The following is a 14,606-nucleotide window of genomic DNA, read 5'->3' as shown; positions in this document are numbered from 1 at the left end:
AAGGACATTCAACAGTGACTGAGAACGAGTCTGCCCAGAACCTCGTCATCGAGAACGCGTGGATCGTCCCCATCGCAGGGGAGCCTTTCCACGGGAGCCTGCTCGTGACCGACGGGAAGATCGCCGACCTCGGCAAGAAGGTGAAGAGCCCGCGCGGCTATGAGACGGTCGACGCCGACGGCGGCTGGGTCACCCCCGGCCTCGTCGACGCCCACGTCCATCTCGGCACGCACGAGGAGGGCGAGGGGTGGGCCGGCGATGACACCAACGAGAAGACCGACCCGGTCACCGCCGCCGTCCGCGCCCTCGACGCCATCAACCCCGCCGACGTCGGCTTCGACGATGCCCTGACCGGCGGCGTGACCACCGTGAACGTGAACCCCGGCTCCGCCAACCCCATCGGCGGGCTCGCCGTCGCGATCAAAGTCCACGGACGCATCGTGGACGAGATGGTGCTGCGCTCACCCTCCGGGCTCAAAGCAGCCCTCGGCGAGAACCCCAAACGTGTCTACGGGGAGCAGAAGAAGACCCCCGCCACCCGGCTCGGCACCGCCTACACCATCCGGAAGGCCTTCGCCGAGGCGCAGGCATGGGCGGAAAGGGACGAGAAGGAGCGCGGCTCCCACCTCGTCAACGAGGCACTCGGCATGGTGCTCCGCCGCGAGATCCCTTGGCGGCAGCATTCCCACCGGGCCGACGACATCGCCACAGCTCTGCGCATGGCAGACGAGTTCGGCTACGAGCTCGTCCTCGACCACGGCACCGAGGCATACAAGATCGCCGACGTCATCGCGGAGAGGAACGTGCCCGTCCTCTGCGGGCCGATGATCGTCTCCCGCTCCAAGGCGGAGGTCCGGGGCCGGTCATCCAAGGGCCCTGGGATCCTCGCAGAGGCGGGAGTGAAGGTTTCCATCATCACTGACCACCCCGTGGTGCCCATCGACTTCCTCATCCATCAGGCTGCCCTCGCTGTGAAGGAGGGCATGGACCCGGTGGAGGCGCTGAAGGCCGTCACCCTCAACCCTGCCGAGGTGCTCGGCGTGGCCGACCGGGTCGGTTCCTTGGAGAAGGGCAAGGACGCCGACCTGGTTCTGTGGGACGGAGACCCCCTGGACACCCGCAGCCGCGCCCTGAGCACATGGATCGAAGGCCGCGAGGTCTACACCTACAACCAGGACACGCGCGAGGGCACGGTCGTCCCGCGCTGAAGGCTAGGCGTCCTCGGCGGGAGCGGTGAGGCCGAGCTCTGCCGGGAGCAGCTCGGAGCCCGCCTCGCCGAGGACGTGCTCAGCGAGGAACGCGAAGATCGCCTGGTACCAGACCTTCGCGTGCTGCGGCTTGAGAATCCAGTGGTTCTCGTCCGGGAAGTACAGGAAGCGGTGAACGGTGCTCCCGTCGGCCTCCATGGGCAGCCCTGACTTCTCCAGCAGCTCGTACCAGAGCCGCAGTCCCTCTCCGATCGGCACCCGATAGTCTTTGTCCCCGTGGATGACGAACATGGGGGTGCGGATGCTCTCCACAAAGCTGTGCGGTGAGTGCTTCGCCTCCATCTCCGCGTTGATCTGACGACGCCAGGAGCTCGACATGTCCGTGGTCGGGCCGAACTGGTCCAGCGCCCACAGGCTCGCATGCGTGACGATTGCCCGGAACCGGTCTGTGTGCCCGGCCACCCAGTTCGCCATGTACCCGCCGAAGGAGCCGCCCATCGCCGCCGTCCGGGCCCCATCGACGTCTTCACGGGCGACGACGGCGTCGGTGATGTCCATCAGGTCGGTGTAGGGCTTGTCGCCCCAGGAGTTCCAGCCGCGCTGGACGAACTCCTGCCCGTAGCCGGTGGACAGCGCCGGATCAGGAAGCAGCACCGCGTACCCGCGGGCGGCAGCGGCCCACGGGGTCCACCGCCATGACCAGGCGTTCCACGAGTTGAGGGGACCGCCGTGGATCCACAGCAGCAGCGGCGCAGGCTTCTCAGCGGAGGCGCCCTCGGGCAGCGCGAGCCATCCGCGCACCCGCACGCCGTCGCCGGCCCGAGTCTCCACCTCGGTGAGAGTTCCGGGGATCTCGGGGCGGTCCACCGGGTTCTGCAGCCGCTGCGCCTCACCCGTGGACAGATCCACGCGGACCGTCTCAGCGGGGAACAGGTAGCTGGAGCGCAGCCCGTAGGCGGTCTTACCGTCGGGGGAGACCCTCACGTCGGTGTAGGTCGCATCGTCGTGGGTGACCTGCACAGCATCACCGGTGGAGAGGCTCACCCGGAAGATCGGGCCGCGGCCGTCCGTGTCCCCGGTGGCCAGGAATTCCGAGCCCTCCGGGAGCCAGGCAGCCGGGCTCAGCCACAGGTCCACGTTGGTGCCCACCTGGGTCAGCTCACCGGTCTTCAGGTCGATGACGTGCATCTGCGGGATCATCGCCGCCTGAGGGGTGGGGCGGGTGGAGACGACGATCGCCGCACGGGTGCTGTCCGGGCTGACAGGTCCTGCCGAGAAGTTCCGCTCCGGGTCGTCCGCGAGAACGCGGCTCTCACCGGTGGCGAGGTTCACCACTGCGAGGCAGGAGCGCATGTCAGCCTTCGCCTCCGGGATGCGCAGGCCCACCAGCGCCCGGCTTCCGTCGGGAGTGAGGACGGCGTCGCTGAAACGGGCGCCCAGGTCCTTGGTGACTGCGCGAAGAGCCCGCCGTGCCGGCTCAGGCGAGTTCGCGCCGTCGTGCTCCTCCTCAGCCCCGAGGACGAAGAGCGTGGGCTCGGCAGGGCCCAGGTCGTGGTCCCAGAACCGCACCGGGTAGGAGCTGTGCAGGATCGCCTGCACGCTCGCCTCCTTCCGGCCCTTCTGCAGGGCGGCGTGGGCCTCCTCATCCTCAGCGCCGGGCAGCATCGGGCCGGTGGCAGCCACGGTGTCCGCCTGCTCAGCGGCGAGCACCCCGGTGACCCCGCCGGGACGCCGGTTCACCACATGCGCTTCGCCGCCGGCTGCGGGAAGGCACCAGAGCGCGGCGTCGTCCTTGCCGTCGGCCTCGTCGGGGCGGGCGGAGGTGAAGTACAGGTCCCCGTTCGCCGCGAACACCGGGCCGGACTCACCGTGGGCGCTGCGGGTGATCCGCCGGGCGGGGCGCTCGCCGGCGGGGTCGATCTCCCAGAGCGCGGTGACGTACTTGTCCCTCTTAGCGCTGAGGGTTTGGACGCCGGTCACCAGCCGGGCGCCGTCGGGGCTGAGCGCCAGCCCGCCGATCCGGGGGTATGAGGTGAACAGGTCCAGGTCCGCAAACGTGCCATGGCTCATACCCGCGATCCTTCCACAGCCGTATGACGCCGATTTTGCGGAGTCAGCTGCCTGAGGCCAGCACCACGGGCTGCCAGAGGAGCACGAACACACTGATCATGATGATTGCGGCGATGTTCATCCAGAACCCTGCCTTGACCATGTCATCCATGGAGAGATGATCGGAGCTGAAGACTGCCGCGTTCGGGGGAGTGGATATCGGCAGCATGAACGCGCAGGTGGAGGTCAGCGCGACGATCGCCATAATCGCGAACGGATCCACGCCCATCCCAAGCCCCAAGCCGACCGAGACGGGGATGAGCATGTTGGAGACCGCCGTGTTGGACATGATCTCCGTCATGAACAGCACGATGGCGGCAAGGGCGATGACGATCGCCACGTAGGGGAGCACGTCCAGGCCGCCCAGCAGCTCGCCGAACCAGGGGGTGAGCTCCGAGTCGTCGAAGGCCGCGGCCAGAGACAGGCCGCCGCCGAAGAGCAGCAGAATGCCCCAGGGGAGCTCCGTCATGTCATTCCAGACCAGGAGCCCCCCGCGCTCCTGACGGGCGGGGATCAGGAACATCAGCACCGCCCCGGTCATGGAGATGGTCGCATCGGAGAGAGGGAAGACCTCGAGCACGGCCTCGGGGATGAAGCCGACCACCATCCACATGGTGCCGACGGCGGCGAAGATCGCCAGCACGGCCTTCTCCTCATAGGACATCGGCCCCAGCTTCCGCAGCTGCTCCTTGGCGAACTCGGAGCCGATGTCAGGGCTGCCCTTCACCCGGAACGCCACGCGCGACATGTACAGGTAGAGGATTCCCAGCATCAGCACGGTCAGCGGGAAGGCGAAGGCGAACCACTGGGCGAAGGTGACGTTCTCATCCAGCAGCACATCCGCCTGGGCCACGAAGACCGCATTGGGCACCGAGCCGATGATGGTCGCCAGACCACCGATGGAGGCCGCATAGGCGATGGACAGCAGCAGCCCCTTGGCGAACTTGGAGAAGTCGGAGTCGTCGTAGAACCTCTTCTCCCGCACCTCCTCGATGAGCGCCAGGCCGATGGGCAGCATCATCAGGGCGGTGGCCGCGTTCGAGATCCACATGGACAGTGCGGCAGTGGCGATGATGATGCCCAGGGTCAGCCGCTGCCCCTTGGTGCCGACCATGCGGATGATGCTCATCGCGATCCGGCGGTGCAGGTCCCACTTCTGGATGGCCAGGGCGATGGTGAAGCCGCCCATGTACATGAAGACGATCGGGTTGGCGTAGGCGGTGGCCGCAGTGGATTCATCCGTGGCCCCGGCCAGAGGCAGCAGCACCAGCGGGATCAGGGAGGTCGCCGGGATCGGGAGCGCCTGGGTGATCCACCAGGAGGACACCCACAGGGTCACCGCCAGGGTGGCCCGCGGCGCGTCATCAAGCCCAGTCAGCGCGGGAACAAAGAAGATCAGGGCGAACAGCGCCGGACCGAGCACGAGCCCGATCCGGGCGCGCAGCTTGTTCTCCGAGCGGTGCTCACCCTTGGTCTGGACGTCGTTGCCGTGGACTTCGCGGGGGCTCATGGCGCCCAAGTGTCCCACGTCACGTGTGAGAGGAGCCACTTCGACGGGGGTGCGGAGGGCGCTGTCCGGTTTGGCGCCCACCCGTACACTGGTGAGGTTGGACCCGCATCTCTTCTGGAAGGCACCACCCGAGTGACTATCACTACCCGCAATGATCTGCGCAATGTCGCGATCGTCGCCCACGTCGACCACGGCAAGACCACCCTGGTGGACGCCATGCTCACTCAGACCAAGGCCTACGGCGGCCACGGCGAGAACGAGGAGCGGGTGATGGACTCCGGTGAGCTCGAGAAGGAGAAGGGAATCACCATCCTGGCCAAGAACACCACGGTGTTCTACTCCGGCCCCGCCGCACAGGAGAAGGCCGACGCCGAGCAGGTCACCATCAACGTCATCGACACCCCCGGCCACGCCGACTTCGGCGGCGAGGTGGAGCGGGGCCTGTCCATGGTCGACGGCGTCGTGCTGCTCGTGGACGCCTCTGAGGGCCCGCTGCCGCAGACCCGCTTTGTGCTGCGCAAGGCGCTCAACGCCTCCCTGCCGGTCATCCTGGTGGTCAACAAGACCGACCGTCCCGACGCCCGTATCGACGGCGTCGTCTCCGACACCATGGACCTGCTGCTCGGCCTTGCCTCCGACGTCGCCGAGGAGAACCCCGACCTGGACCTCGACTCCGTGCTCGACGTTCCCGTCGTCTACGCCTCCGGCAAGGCCGGCCGGGCCTCCACCGACCAGCCCGCTGACGGCGGCCTCCCCGAGAACGAGGATCTCGAGCCCCTGTTCTCCACCATCCTGGAGCACGTCCCGGCCCCCACCTACGATGACGAAGAGGTCCTCCAGGCTCACGTCACCAACCTGGACGCCAGCCCCTTCCTGGGTCGCCTGGCGCTGCTGCGCGTGCGCAACGGCACGCTGAAGAAGAACCAGCAGGTCGCATGGGCCCGCAAGGACGGCACCCACAAGACCGTGAAGATCACCGAGCTGCTGGCCACCAAGGGCCTGGAGCGCGTCCCGGCCGAGTCCGCGGGCCCCGGTGAGATCGTCGCCGTCGCCGGCATCGCCGACATCATGATCGGTGAGAGCCTCACCGACCTCGAGAGCCCCAAACCGCTGCCGAACATCGTGGTCGACGACCCCGCCATCAGCATGACCATCGGCATCAACACCGCCCCCACTGCTGGGCGGGTCAAGGGCGCCAAAGTCACCGCGCGCCAGGTCAGGGACCGTCTCGACCAGGAGCTCATCGGCAACGTCTCCATCAAGGTGCTTCCCACCGACCGCCCGGACATGTGGGAGGTCCAGGGCCGCGGCGAGCTCGCCCTGGCCATCCTGGTCGAGCAGATGCGCCGCGAAGGCTTCGAGCTGACCGTCGGCAAGCCGCAGGTCGTCACCAGGGAGGTCGACGGCAAGCTGCATGAGCCGATGGAGAATCTCACCATCGACGCCCCCGAGGAGTTCATGGGCGCCATCACCCAGCTGCTGGCTGCCCGCAAGGGGACCATGAACGTGATGACCAACAACGGCACCGGCTGGATCCGGATGGAGTTCATGGTGCCCGCCCGCGGCCTCATCGGCTTCCGCACCAAGTTCCTCACCGAGACCCGCGGCGCCGGCATCGCCTCCTCCTACGCGGCCGGCTACGAGCCCTGGAAGGGCGCCATCGAGTACCGGATCTCCGGCTCCCTGATCTCCGACCGGGCCGGCACCGCCACCCCGTTCGCAATGATCAACCTGCAGGAGCGCGGCACCTTCTTCGTCGACCCGCAGAACGAGGTGTACGAGGGCCAGGTGGTCGGCGAGAACTCCCGTGCCGACGACATGGAGGTCAACATCACCAAGGAGAAGAAGCTCACCAATATGCGTGCGGCCTCCGCAGACTCCTTCGAAGGCCTCACCCCGCCCACCAGGCTCACCCTTGAGGAGTCCCTCGAGTTCGCCAACGAGGACGAGTGCGTGGAGGTGACCCCGGAGGCCATCCGCATCCGAAAGGTCCTCCTCGACTCCTCCGAGCGGATGAAGGCGTCCCGCAGGAAGAAGCAGGCCGACGCGGCCTCCTGATCCGCTATGCCCAGAGCCGGACTGCTCGGCGCCTGCGCAGCCATCGGCGTCATCCTCGGAATCATCGGCACCGCCCTGCACGGCAACATCTGGATGCTGGGCGAGGTCGGCACCCTCGCCGTCGTGCCCTGGGGCGCGGCGCTGGGGCTGGCGCTGCTGCTGGCTGCCCAGCTGTGGGCCGGAACCACTGCTCGGGCCATGCTCGAGCCCATGGTCATGGGGATCGCGGCGTTCACGGTGGCGACGGCCGCCTACATCTGGCCCGGCCCGGACCAGCTGATGGTCCCCTACAACGAGCTGACCTGGGAGTCGCTGCCCGGGCCGGTGCTGGCCTCACTGATCTGGTGGGGCGGCACGGCGGTGATCACCTTCGCGGCGATGCTGCTGACCCAGGGGATCCTCGCGAAAGATGACCTCGCGCGTCGTCGTGCTGAGGCCTCACTTGATCACCACCCGTAGAATGTTCAACAGACGCACCTGCACTCTGCGAAACCGTGAGGACCCATGACTTACATCATTGCGCTTCCCTGTGTGGACCTGAAGGACAAGGCCTGCATTGACGAGTGCCCCGTCGACTGCATCTACGAGGGCGAACGGTCCCTGTACATCCACCCGGACGAATGTGTGGACTGCGGCGCCTGCGAGCCCGTCTGCCCTGTGGAGGCCATCTACTACGAGGATGACCTCCCCGAGGAATGGGACGAGTACTACCGTGCCAACGTGGAGTTCTTCGACGACATCGGTTCCCCCGGCGGCGCCGCCAAGATGGGCAAGATCGACAAGGACCACGACGTCATCTCCGCCCTGCCCCCGCAGGCCGAAGAGGAATAGACAAGGAGCGGCCCTGCCGGAGCGAAGCCCCAGAGGATTCCTTGCAGCGCCGCAGGCGCTGAGCGGAGAAGGGGCTTCACCCCGGCAGGCCGCGTTCATTCATGCTCAGCCTTCCTCAGTATCCGTGGGATGCGATGGCGCCCTACCGGGCTCAGGCCGCCGAGCACCCCGGCGGGGTCATCGACCTCTCCATCGGAACGCCCGCTGACCCCACACCCGCTGCGATTCGTGAGGCCCTGGCCTCTGCCGCGGATGCTCCCGGCTATCCGTCCACCCATGGCACGCCTGCGCTGCGTGAGACGGTGGCTGCCTGGTTCCGCCGGGTTCGTGGAGTGCCCGACGTCGATCCTGACACGGTCCTGCCGACTGTCGGGTCCAAGGAATTCGTCGCCTGGCTGCCCGCCCTGCTCGGGCTGGGCGCGGGCGATATCGTGCTGCGCCCCAGGATCGCCTACCCCACCTATGAGATGGGCGCTCAGATCGTCGGCGCGGAGCCGCTCGCCGTCGACGATCCGGCCGAGCTGGATGAGCAGACGCTGACCCGGGTGAAGCTGATCTGGCTGAACTCCCCGGCCAACCCCACCGGCCGGGTCGACGACGTCGCCCGGCTGCGCGAGTGGGTGCGCCTGGCTCGCAGGATCGGCGCAGCGGTGGCCTCCGACGAATGCTATGCGATGCTGCCGTGGGAGGCCGAGGAGGTCCCCTCGATCTTGGACCCACGAGTGGCTGAGGGCAGCCACGAGGGGCTGCTGGCGGTGTACTCGGCATCCAAGCAGTCCAATCTGGCCGGCTACCGGGCCGCCTTCGTCGCAGGCTGTCCCAAGCTGACCACGGGGCTGCTCAATGCTCGCAAGCACGCGGGAATGATCATGCCCGCACCCGTGCAGGAAGCCCTGACCGCTGCCATGTCGGATGACGAGCACGTCGCCGCTCAGCGCAGAATCTACGCCGCTCGCCGATTCCGGGCGAAGTCTGCGCTGGAGGCCGCAGGCTTCACCGTGGAGCACTCGGAGGCGGGCCTCTACCTCTGGTGCACGGACGGCTCCGGCGACACCTGGTCCCAGGTGGCACGAATGGCCGAGCGAGGCATCGTCGTCGGTCCCGGGACCTTCTACGGCGACGCCGGACAGGGCCGCATCCGTGTGGCCCTCACTGCATCAGATTCGGAGATTGCTGACGCCGCTGAGCGTCTCCGGTCACCATTGGCGCGTGTGGCTTGGAACACGGTAGGTTAGGGACGTCTTGCCCTAGCTTGAAGGAGAACCCTATGACTGAGCAGGCTGCCGCGAACCTGACGTATCAGGACCATGAGCTTGAACTCCCTGTGGAGAGCGCCGTTGAGGGCAATGATGGCCTCAACATCGGTCCGCTGCTGAAGACCACCGGTGCGGTCACCTATGACCCCGGCTTCATGAACACAGCCAACACCAAGTCGGCCATCACCTACATCGACGGTAACGAGGGCATCCTCCGCTACCGCGGATACCCGATCGAGCAGCTGGCGGAGAACTCCAACTTCCTGGAGGTCTCCTACCTGCTGATCTACGGCGAGCTGCCCACCCAGCAGCAGCTGGCCGACTTCGACCATGTGACCCGCCGTCACACCCTGCTGCACGAGGACCTGAAGGACTTCTTCTCCGGCTTCCCGCGCGATGCCCACCCCATGCCGGTGCTGTCCTCCGCAGTGTCCGCCCTCTCGACCTTCTACCAGGACTCCCTGGACCCGTTCGACGACGAGCAGGTGGAGCGCTCCACCTACCGCCTGCTGGCCAAGCTGCCGACCATCGCCTCCTACGCGTACAAGAAGTCCGTGGGCCAGGCGATGCTCTACCCGGACAACAACCTGGACCTGGTGGAGAACTTCATCCGAGGCTGCTTCGGCGTTCCTGCCGAGGGCTACGAGGTGGACCCGGACATGGCGAAAGCTCTGGATACCCTGCTGATTCTGCACGCGGACCATGAGCAGAACTGCTCCACCTCCACTGTGCGCCTGGTCGGCTCCGCTCAGGCGAACCTGTTCGCCTCCGTCTCCGCGGGCATCAACGCCCTGTTCGGCCCCGCCCACGGCGGCGCGAACGAGGCAGTCCTGCACATGCTCAAGGAGCTGCAGGCCTCGGACATGAGCCCGGAGGAGTTCATGACCAAGGTCAAGAACAAGGAAGCCGGCATCCGCCTGATGGGCTTCGGCCACCGCGTGTACAAGAACTATGACCCGCGCGCCCGCATCGTGAAGGGCCTGGCCGACGACATCCTGGGCAAGCTGGGCGGCGACAATGAGCTCTTCGAGATCGCTCAGCGGCTCGAGGCCGTCGCCCTGGAGGACGACTACTTCGTGGAGCGCAAGCTGTACCCGAACGTCGACTTCTACACCGGCCTGATCTACAAGGCGATGGGCTTCCCCGAGAAGATGTTCACACCCCTCTTCGCTCTGGGCCGCCTGCCCGGATGGATCGCCCAGTGGCGCGAGATGATGAGCGACCGCGGCACCAAGATCGGCCGCCCGCGTCAGATCTACACCGGCTACCAGGAGAGGCACTACCCTGCGTGAGCAGGGGGAGTTCCTCTGGGCGGGCGGTGAACGCCGCCCCGCCTGGTAGCTGAAGCATAGGAGTGCCCCGGCCGGAAAGGCCGGGGCACTCCTATGTCCGGCTGGTCAGTCCTCGTCCCAGTCCCGGTCGAAGCCGATGCGGACGGTGCCCTCTTCTGCGCTGCCGTGCTCGGGCTGGGTCCAGCGGGCATCGTCGCGGTCCCAAAGGTGTGAGCCGGTCTCGACGGTCTGAATGCCGTAGTCGTAGGCGGATGCCACGCCCCACTGGGCGATCATCCATCGAAGGTCGTACTCGGAGTCCAGGTGCTCAGGATCCGAGGGGTAGGTGATGGTCAGGACAGCGTCCTCGCCGGTGCCTTCGAGATCGACGAGGCCGTCAGGGATCGGCTCCGGCTCGAACTCGTCGGCCTCCTCGTCGTCCTCATCACCATCATATTCGGTGCTGGGGATTCCGAGGGCTGCGGGGAGGGTGCTGATGAGCTCGTCGGCGGCCGCCTCAGCGTCGGGGGAGGGGGTCTCGTCCTCGAGCTGGGAGAGGGTGCAGGAGAGATCTCGTTGGGACTGGCCGGTCAGCGGTGATACGAAGGCGCGGGCTCTGTCCTCGTGCTGCGGGTAGAACTGGGGGTTGTGGGGCCTGTTGAGGACCTCGGCAGCTTCGTCGAGGGGCATCTCCGGCTCCCAGCCTGAGGCATCATGCTCCTCGTCCTCTCCCTCTCCGTCCCCCTCGTCAGCTTCTTCTGCGGCTTCGAGCTGCTCGTCGAGGAGGTCGAAGAAGCCGTCGACGCTGATGGGGGTGTCTTCAGCGGGGCCGTCGTCAGCCCAGCTCCCGACGCCGCGGGCGAAGAGGACGCGGTCGCCGGCGTCGCCGTCGTCCTCGCGCAGCTCAAGGTCTGCCTCCTGCAGGGAGATCGCCGCTGCGTGGACCGCGGCCTCGACGGGGAGGCCGCGGTCGGCGGCGGCTGCGCTCAGCAGGGCTGCGTTGTGAGCCTGTTCCGGGCTGAGGCGCTGGGTCTCTCCTGCGACGATGACTTCGCACCGTTGGTCGAGCAGGTATTCATTCTCGTCGATGTACCGCCAGGCGCCGTAGGCGGTTCCGGCGATCAGCGCGCCTGTCAGCGCGAGGGCGGCCAGCGCCCGGCGGCGCCGCTTCCGGCGGGCCATCGGGCGGGTGGCGGCCTCAGGACGAGGCTGACGAGAGAACACAGAACGGCTCAGTTCTTGTGCAGTGCCGCGTTGAGCTCGACCTTCTGGCCCTTGCGCGGCTTTGCCTCCACCACGCCCGTGGTGGAGTTCCGCACGAACAGCAGGCCGGGCACGCCGGAGAGCTGGGAAGCCTTCACGACGTCGGTCACGCTGCGGTCGTCGTCGAGCACGGAGACCTTGGTGCCGGCAGTGATGTAGAGGCCCGCCTCGACCACGCAGTCGTCTCCGAGGCTGATGCCCACCCCGGAGTTCGCGCCGAGGAGGACACGCTCACCGAGGGCGATCTTCTCCTTGCCGCCGCCGGAGAGCGTGCCCATGATGCTGGCGCCGCCGCCGACGTCGGTGCCGTCTCCGATGACGACCCCGGCGCTGATGCGGCCCTCGACCATGGAGGTGCCCAGGGTGCCGGCGTTGAAGTTCACGAAGCCCTCGTGCATCACGGTGGTGCCCTCGGCCAGATGGGCGCCCAGGCGGACGCGGGAAGCGTCGCCGATGCGCACCCCCTTGGGGGTCACATAGTCGACGAGGCGGGGGAACTTGTCGATGGAGTGGACGGTGACGTGGCCGCGGGAATGGAGCTTCAGACGCGTGGTCTCGAAGCCGTCGACGGCGCAGGGGCCGAAGTTGGTCCACACCACGTTGGTCAGGTGTCCGAAGATGCCGTCGAGGTTGATGGTGTTGGGCTTGGCCAGGCGTGCGGAGAGCAGGTGCAGGCGCAGCCACACATCCTCGGTGGAGGAGGCCTCGGCGTCCAGGTCGGCCTCGGCGGAGACGGCCTTGGTCCGCACCCCGCGGGCGGCGTCAGCGGCCTCGGCCTGGCGCAGGGAGGCGAGCAGGTCGTCGTCGTGGTTCTCGGCCAGGGGCGACAGCACCGGGCGGGGGAACCAGGTGTCGAGGACGGTTCCCTCGTCGGTGACGGTGGCCAGGCCGTGTCCGGAAGCAGTGCGTGAAGTCATGCCGCCCATCCTATCCAGGAGGGCGTGCGCTCTCGCGCAGCAGTCAGGCGACGGGTGCTTCTTCGGCCTGCGCCGGAGCCCTGCGACGGCGAGCCAGCTGCATGATGACAGCCACACCCATGGCGACAATCCCGACCATGGAGACGAACATGTCCGGGTAGACGAGCAGCGCCCCGCCGACCATGAGCAGCACGCGTTCGATCACGATCGCCCGGGTGAGCAGATAGCCGCCCAGCCCGGAGGCCAGGCCCACCAGCCCCACGATTGTCATCGCCACGTAGCGGAGCGTCTCGTCCCAGGTGCCCTGCAGCAGTATTGCAGGCTGCAGGATGAAGGCGTACGGGATGATGAAGCCGGCGAAGGCAATCTTCAGCGCCGTCACACCGGCCGCCATCGGGTTGGCGTTCGCGATCCCGGCGCCCGCGTAGGCGGCCAGACAGACCGGAGGAGTGATGTCGGCGAGGATGCCGAAGAAGAAGACGAACATGTGGGCGGCGATCATCGGAACGTCGAAGTTCGTGTAGAGGATCGGCGCCGCGACAGTCGCTGTGACCACGTAGTTCGCAGTGGTGGGCAGGCCCATGCCGAGGACGATGCAGGCGATCATGACGAAGAAGAGGACGAGCAGGAAGTTTCCGCCCGCCAGCTGGATCAGCCCGGAGCCGAGCTGGCTGCCCAGGCCGGTAGAGGTCACGGTGCCCGCGACGATGCCTGCCGTCGCGCAGGCGGCGATCACCGGCAGTGCGGTGCGAGCACCGGCGATGAACATCTCAACCACTGCGTGGAGCAGTGCCAGCAGCAGCTTGGCGCTCTCAGCCAGAGGGCTGCGACCCTGCTTGGACGCCTGCGCGATCAGGGGGACGAAGTTCTCGAAGGTGGCGCGGAGCAGGCCGATCGCCAGAGCGGTGCCGATGCCGAAGAGGGCCGCACGCATCGCGCTCATTCCGGAGAGCAGCGTGGCGATGATGATCACCAAGGGCAGCAGCATGTCCATGCGCAGCAGCAGCGACCGCCAGCTCGGCAGCTCGGCAGGGTCCATGCCCTTGAGGCCGTTGCGCTTGGCTTCGAAGTGGATGGAGAGGAGCGCGCCGAGGAAGTAGAGGCCCGCCGGGATGATCGCGATGACGATCAGCTCGTTGTACTCCACCTCCGCCACGTTCTGGGCCATGATGAACGCGGCCGCACCCATGATCGGAGGCATCAGCTGACCGCCCGTTGAAGCGGTGGCCTCGGTGGCGGCGGCCACGTGCGGCTTGAAGCCGGCCTTCTTCATGATGGGGATGGTGAAGGACCCGGAGGCCACAGTGTTCGCCACCGAGGACCCGGAGATCATCCCCTGCAGGCCTGATGCTCCCACCGCTGCCTTCGCGGGGCCGCCGGAGTACTTGCCCGCGGCGCGGAAGGCGAGGTCGTTGAAGAACTGGCCGATGTTGGTGCGCATCAGCACCACGGCGAAGAACAGGAAGAGGAAGATGAAGTTCGCCGAGACCTGGATCGGCGTGCCGAAGATCCCCTGCCCGGAGCTGAGGAAAAGGTTGGTGGCGACTTCGTCCCAGTCCTGCCCCCGGTGGGAGAACATCGGCATGTTGTCGCCGTAGACGGCGTAGACGATTGCCAGTCCAGCGATGATCACGATCGGCAGGCCCACGCAGCGGCGAGTGGCCTCAAGCACCAGGGCCACGCCGACCAGCGCGACGAGGATGTCCTGATCCTCGAAGCCGACCAGCTGGACTCGATTGGAGACCAGGTGATCGTAGTTGAAGAAGATATAGGTGCTGCAGTAGACAGCCGCGCCGGCCAGCAGCACGTCATACCAGGGCACGCCGCGATGGCGCCCCACCAGCAGGCTGAGCGCCCTGCTGGTGCTCGTCGGCGTGCGCAGGAGCTTCTTGGAGGCCGGGTAGAGCAGGAAGATCAGGGCCAGGGCGCCTGCCACGTGCAGGGAGCCGTGCATCCAGGTGTTGTACGGCCGATAGAACGCGGAGTAGAGGTGGTAGGCGGTGAAGGCGACCGCGAGGCCCCCCACGAGCCATCCCCACCAGCCCAGCTCCGTGCGGAACCTGCTGGAGATGTCATGCTCGCGGAGGACCTCTTCGGCGCTCTCCTCAGCCGCGGCCCCGGGCTTCACGTCCTCTGGGAACGCTCCGGCCCGGGGCTGCTCTGCTGCTGTCCTGTTCACGGGT

At 67.2% G+C, this 14,606-nt stretch carries 11 protein-coding genes; 6 read left to right on the top strand and 5 right to left on the bottom strand.

What is annotated here, in order from left to right; all coding sequences use genetic code 11:
• The first annotated feature begins 14 nt into the window (after window positions 1–14).
• Complete coding sequence (locus tag FWJ47_RS00125) at window positions 15–1,208, top strand: amidohydrolase (RefSeq protein ID WP_147102721.1); 1,194 nt, start codon at window positions 15–17, stop codon at window positions 1,206–1,208.
• 3 nt (window positions 1,209–1,211) lie between these two features.
• Here FWJ47_RS00125 and FWJ47_RS00120 read toward each other — a convergent pair whose 3' ends face one another.
• Together FWJ47_RS00120 and FWJ47_RS00115 are read right to left on the bottom strand one after the other, a co-directional pair.
• Window positions 1,212–3,278 (bottom strand): S9 family peptidase, encoded by a 2,067-nt coding sequence (locus FWJ47_RS00120; RefSeq protein WP_147102719.1) that lies wholly within the window; start codon window positions 3,276–3,278, stop codon window positions 1,212–1,214.
• A 43-nt stretch (window positions 3,279–3,321) separates the two neighbouring features.
• Window positions 3,322–4,827 carry an SLC13 family permease gene (locus tag FWJ47_RS00115; protein WP_211358936.1) on the bottom strand — a complete coding sequence of 502 codons (1,506 nt, stop codon included), beginning with the start codon at window positions 4,825–4,827 and terminating at the stop codon, window positions 3,322–3,324.
• 132 nt (window positions 4,828–4,959) lie between these two features.
• Here FWJ47_RS00115 and typA point away from each other — a divergent pair, with 132 nt between their 5' ends.
• The 5 genes from typA (at window position 4,960) to FWJ47_RS00090 (ending at window position 10,264) form a co-directional block, all read left to right on the top strand.
• Window positions 4,960–6,885 carry a translational GTPase TypA gene (typA, locus tag FWJ47_RS00110; protein ID WP_147102717.1) on the top strand — a complete coding sequence of 642 codons (1,926 nt, stop codon included), beginning with the start codon at window positions 4,960–4,962 and terminating at the stop codon, window positions 6,883–6,885.
• 6 nt (window positions 6,886–6,891) lie between these two features.
• Window positions 6,892–7,344, top strand: a complete 453-nt coding sequence (locus FWJ47_RS00105; protein ID WP_147102715.1) for a hypothetical protein — start codon at window positions 6,892–6,894, stop codon at window positions 7,342–7,344.
• A 45-nt stretch (window positions 7,345–7,389) separates the two neighbouring features.
• Window positions 7,390–7,716, top strand: coding sequence for a ferredoxin (gene fdxA, locus FWJ47_RS00100; protein WP_147102713.1), 327 nt, complete (start codon window positions 7,390–7,392; stop codon window positions 7,714–7,716).
• 101 nt (window positions 7,717–7,817) lie between these two features.
• Window positions 7,818–8,951 carry a succinyldiaminopimelate transaminase gene (dapC, locus tag FWJ47_RS00095; RefSeq protein WP_147102710.1) on the top strand — a complete coding sequence of 378 codons (1,134 nt, stop codon included), beginning with the start codon at window positions 7,818–7,820 and terminating at the stop codon, window positions 8,949–8,951.
• Window positions 8,952–8,983: 32 nt separating this feature from the next.
• Window positions 8,984–10,264, top strand: coding sequence for a citrate synthase (locus FWJ47_RS00090; RefSeq protein WP_147102708.1), 1,281 nt, complete (start codon window positions 8,984–8,986; stop codon window positions 10,262–10,264).
• Between the two features lie 105 nt (window positions 10,265–10,369).
• On the opposite strand, the gene FWJ47_RS00085 is transcribed toward FWJ47_RS00090, so the two are convergent.
• The 3 genes from FWJ47_RS00085 to FWJ47_RS00075 are packed head-to-tail and all read right to left on the bottom strand — an operon-like array spanning window position 10,370 to window position 14,602.
• On the bottom strand, window positions 10,370–11,467 hold the full coding sequence (locus FWJ47_RS00085; protein ID WP_147102706.1) for a hypothetical protein: 1,098 nt from the start codon (window positions 11,465–11,467) through the stop codon (window positions 10,370–10,372).
• A gap of 8 nt (window positions 11,468–11,475) precedes the next feature.
• Window positions 11,476–12,423 carry a 2,3,4,5-tetrahydropyridine-2,6-dicarboxylate N-succinyltransferase gene (dapD, locus tag FWJ47_RS00080; protein WP_246126091.1) on the bottom strand — a complete coding sequence of 316 codons (948 nt, stop codon included), beginning with the start codon at window positions 12,421–12,423 and terminating at the stop codon, window positions 11,476–11,478.
• A 43-nt stretch (window positions 12,424–12,466) separates the two neighbouring features.
• Entirely contained in the window at window positions 12,467–14,602 is a 2,136-nt protein-coding gene (locus tag FWJ47_RS00075) for a TRAP transporter permease (RefSeq protein ID WP_211358935.1), read from the bottom strand.
• Window positions 14,603–14,606: the final 4 nt, after the last annotated feature.

This window comes from Nesterenkonia populi, assembly GCF_007994735.1.
GTDB classification, from domain to species: domain Bacteria; phylum Actinomycetota; class Actinomycetes; order Actinomycetales; family Micrococcaceae; genus Nesterenkonia; species Nesterenkonia populi.
Note: the sequence above shows the minus strand (reverse complement) of the source record. Positions and strands in the feature narration are given on the sequence as shown.

Bases quoted from the DNA above. Each gene is read 5' to 3' on its own strand.
- FWJ47_RS00115 (WP_211358936.1), bottom strand. From the start codon at position 4,827: ATGAGCCCCCGCGAAGTCCACGGCAACGACGTCCAGACCAAGGGTGAG.
- dapC (WP_147102710.1), top strand. From the start codon at position 7,818: ATGCTCAGCCTTCCTCAGTATCCGTGGGATGCGATGGCGCCCTACCGG.
- FWJ47_RS00090 (WP_147102708.1), top strand. From the start codon at position 8,984: ATGACTGAGCAGGCTGCCGCGAACCTGACGTATCAGGACCATGAGCTT.
- FWJ47_RS00105 (WP_147102715.1), top strand. From the start codon at position 6,892: ATGCCCAGAGCCGGACTGCTCGGCGCCTGCGCAGCCATCGGCGTCATC.
- FWJ47_RS00120 (WP_147102719.1), bottom strand. From the start codon at position 3,278: ATGAGCCATGGCACGTTTGCGGACCTGGACCTGTTCACCTCATACCCC.
- fdxA (WP_147102713.1), top strand. From the start codon at position 7,390: ATGACTTACATCATTGCGCTTCCCTGTGTGGACCTGAAGGACAAGGCC.
- dapD (WP_246126091.1), bottom strand. From the start codon at position 12,423: ATGACTTCACGCACTGCTTCCGGACACGGCCTGGCCACCGTCACCGAC.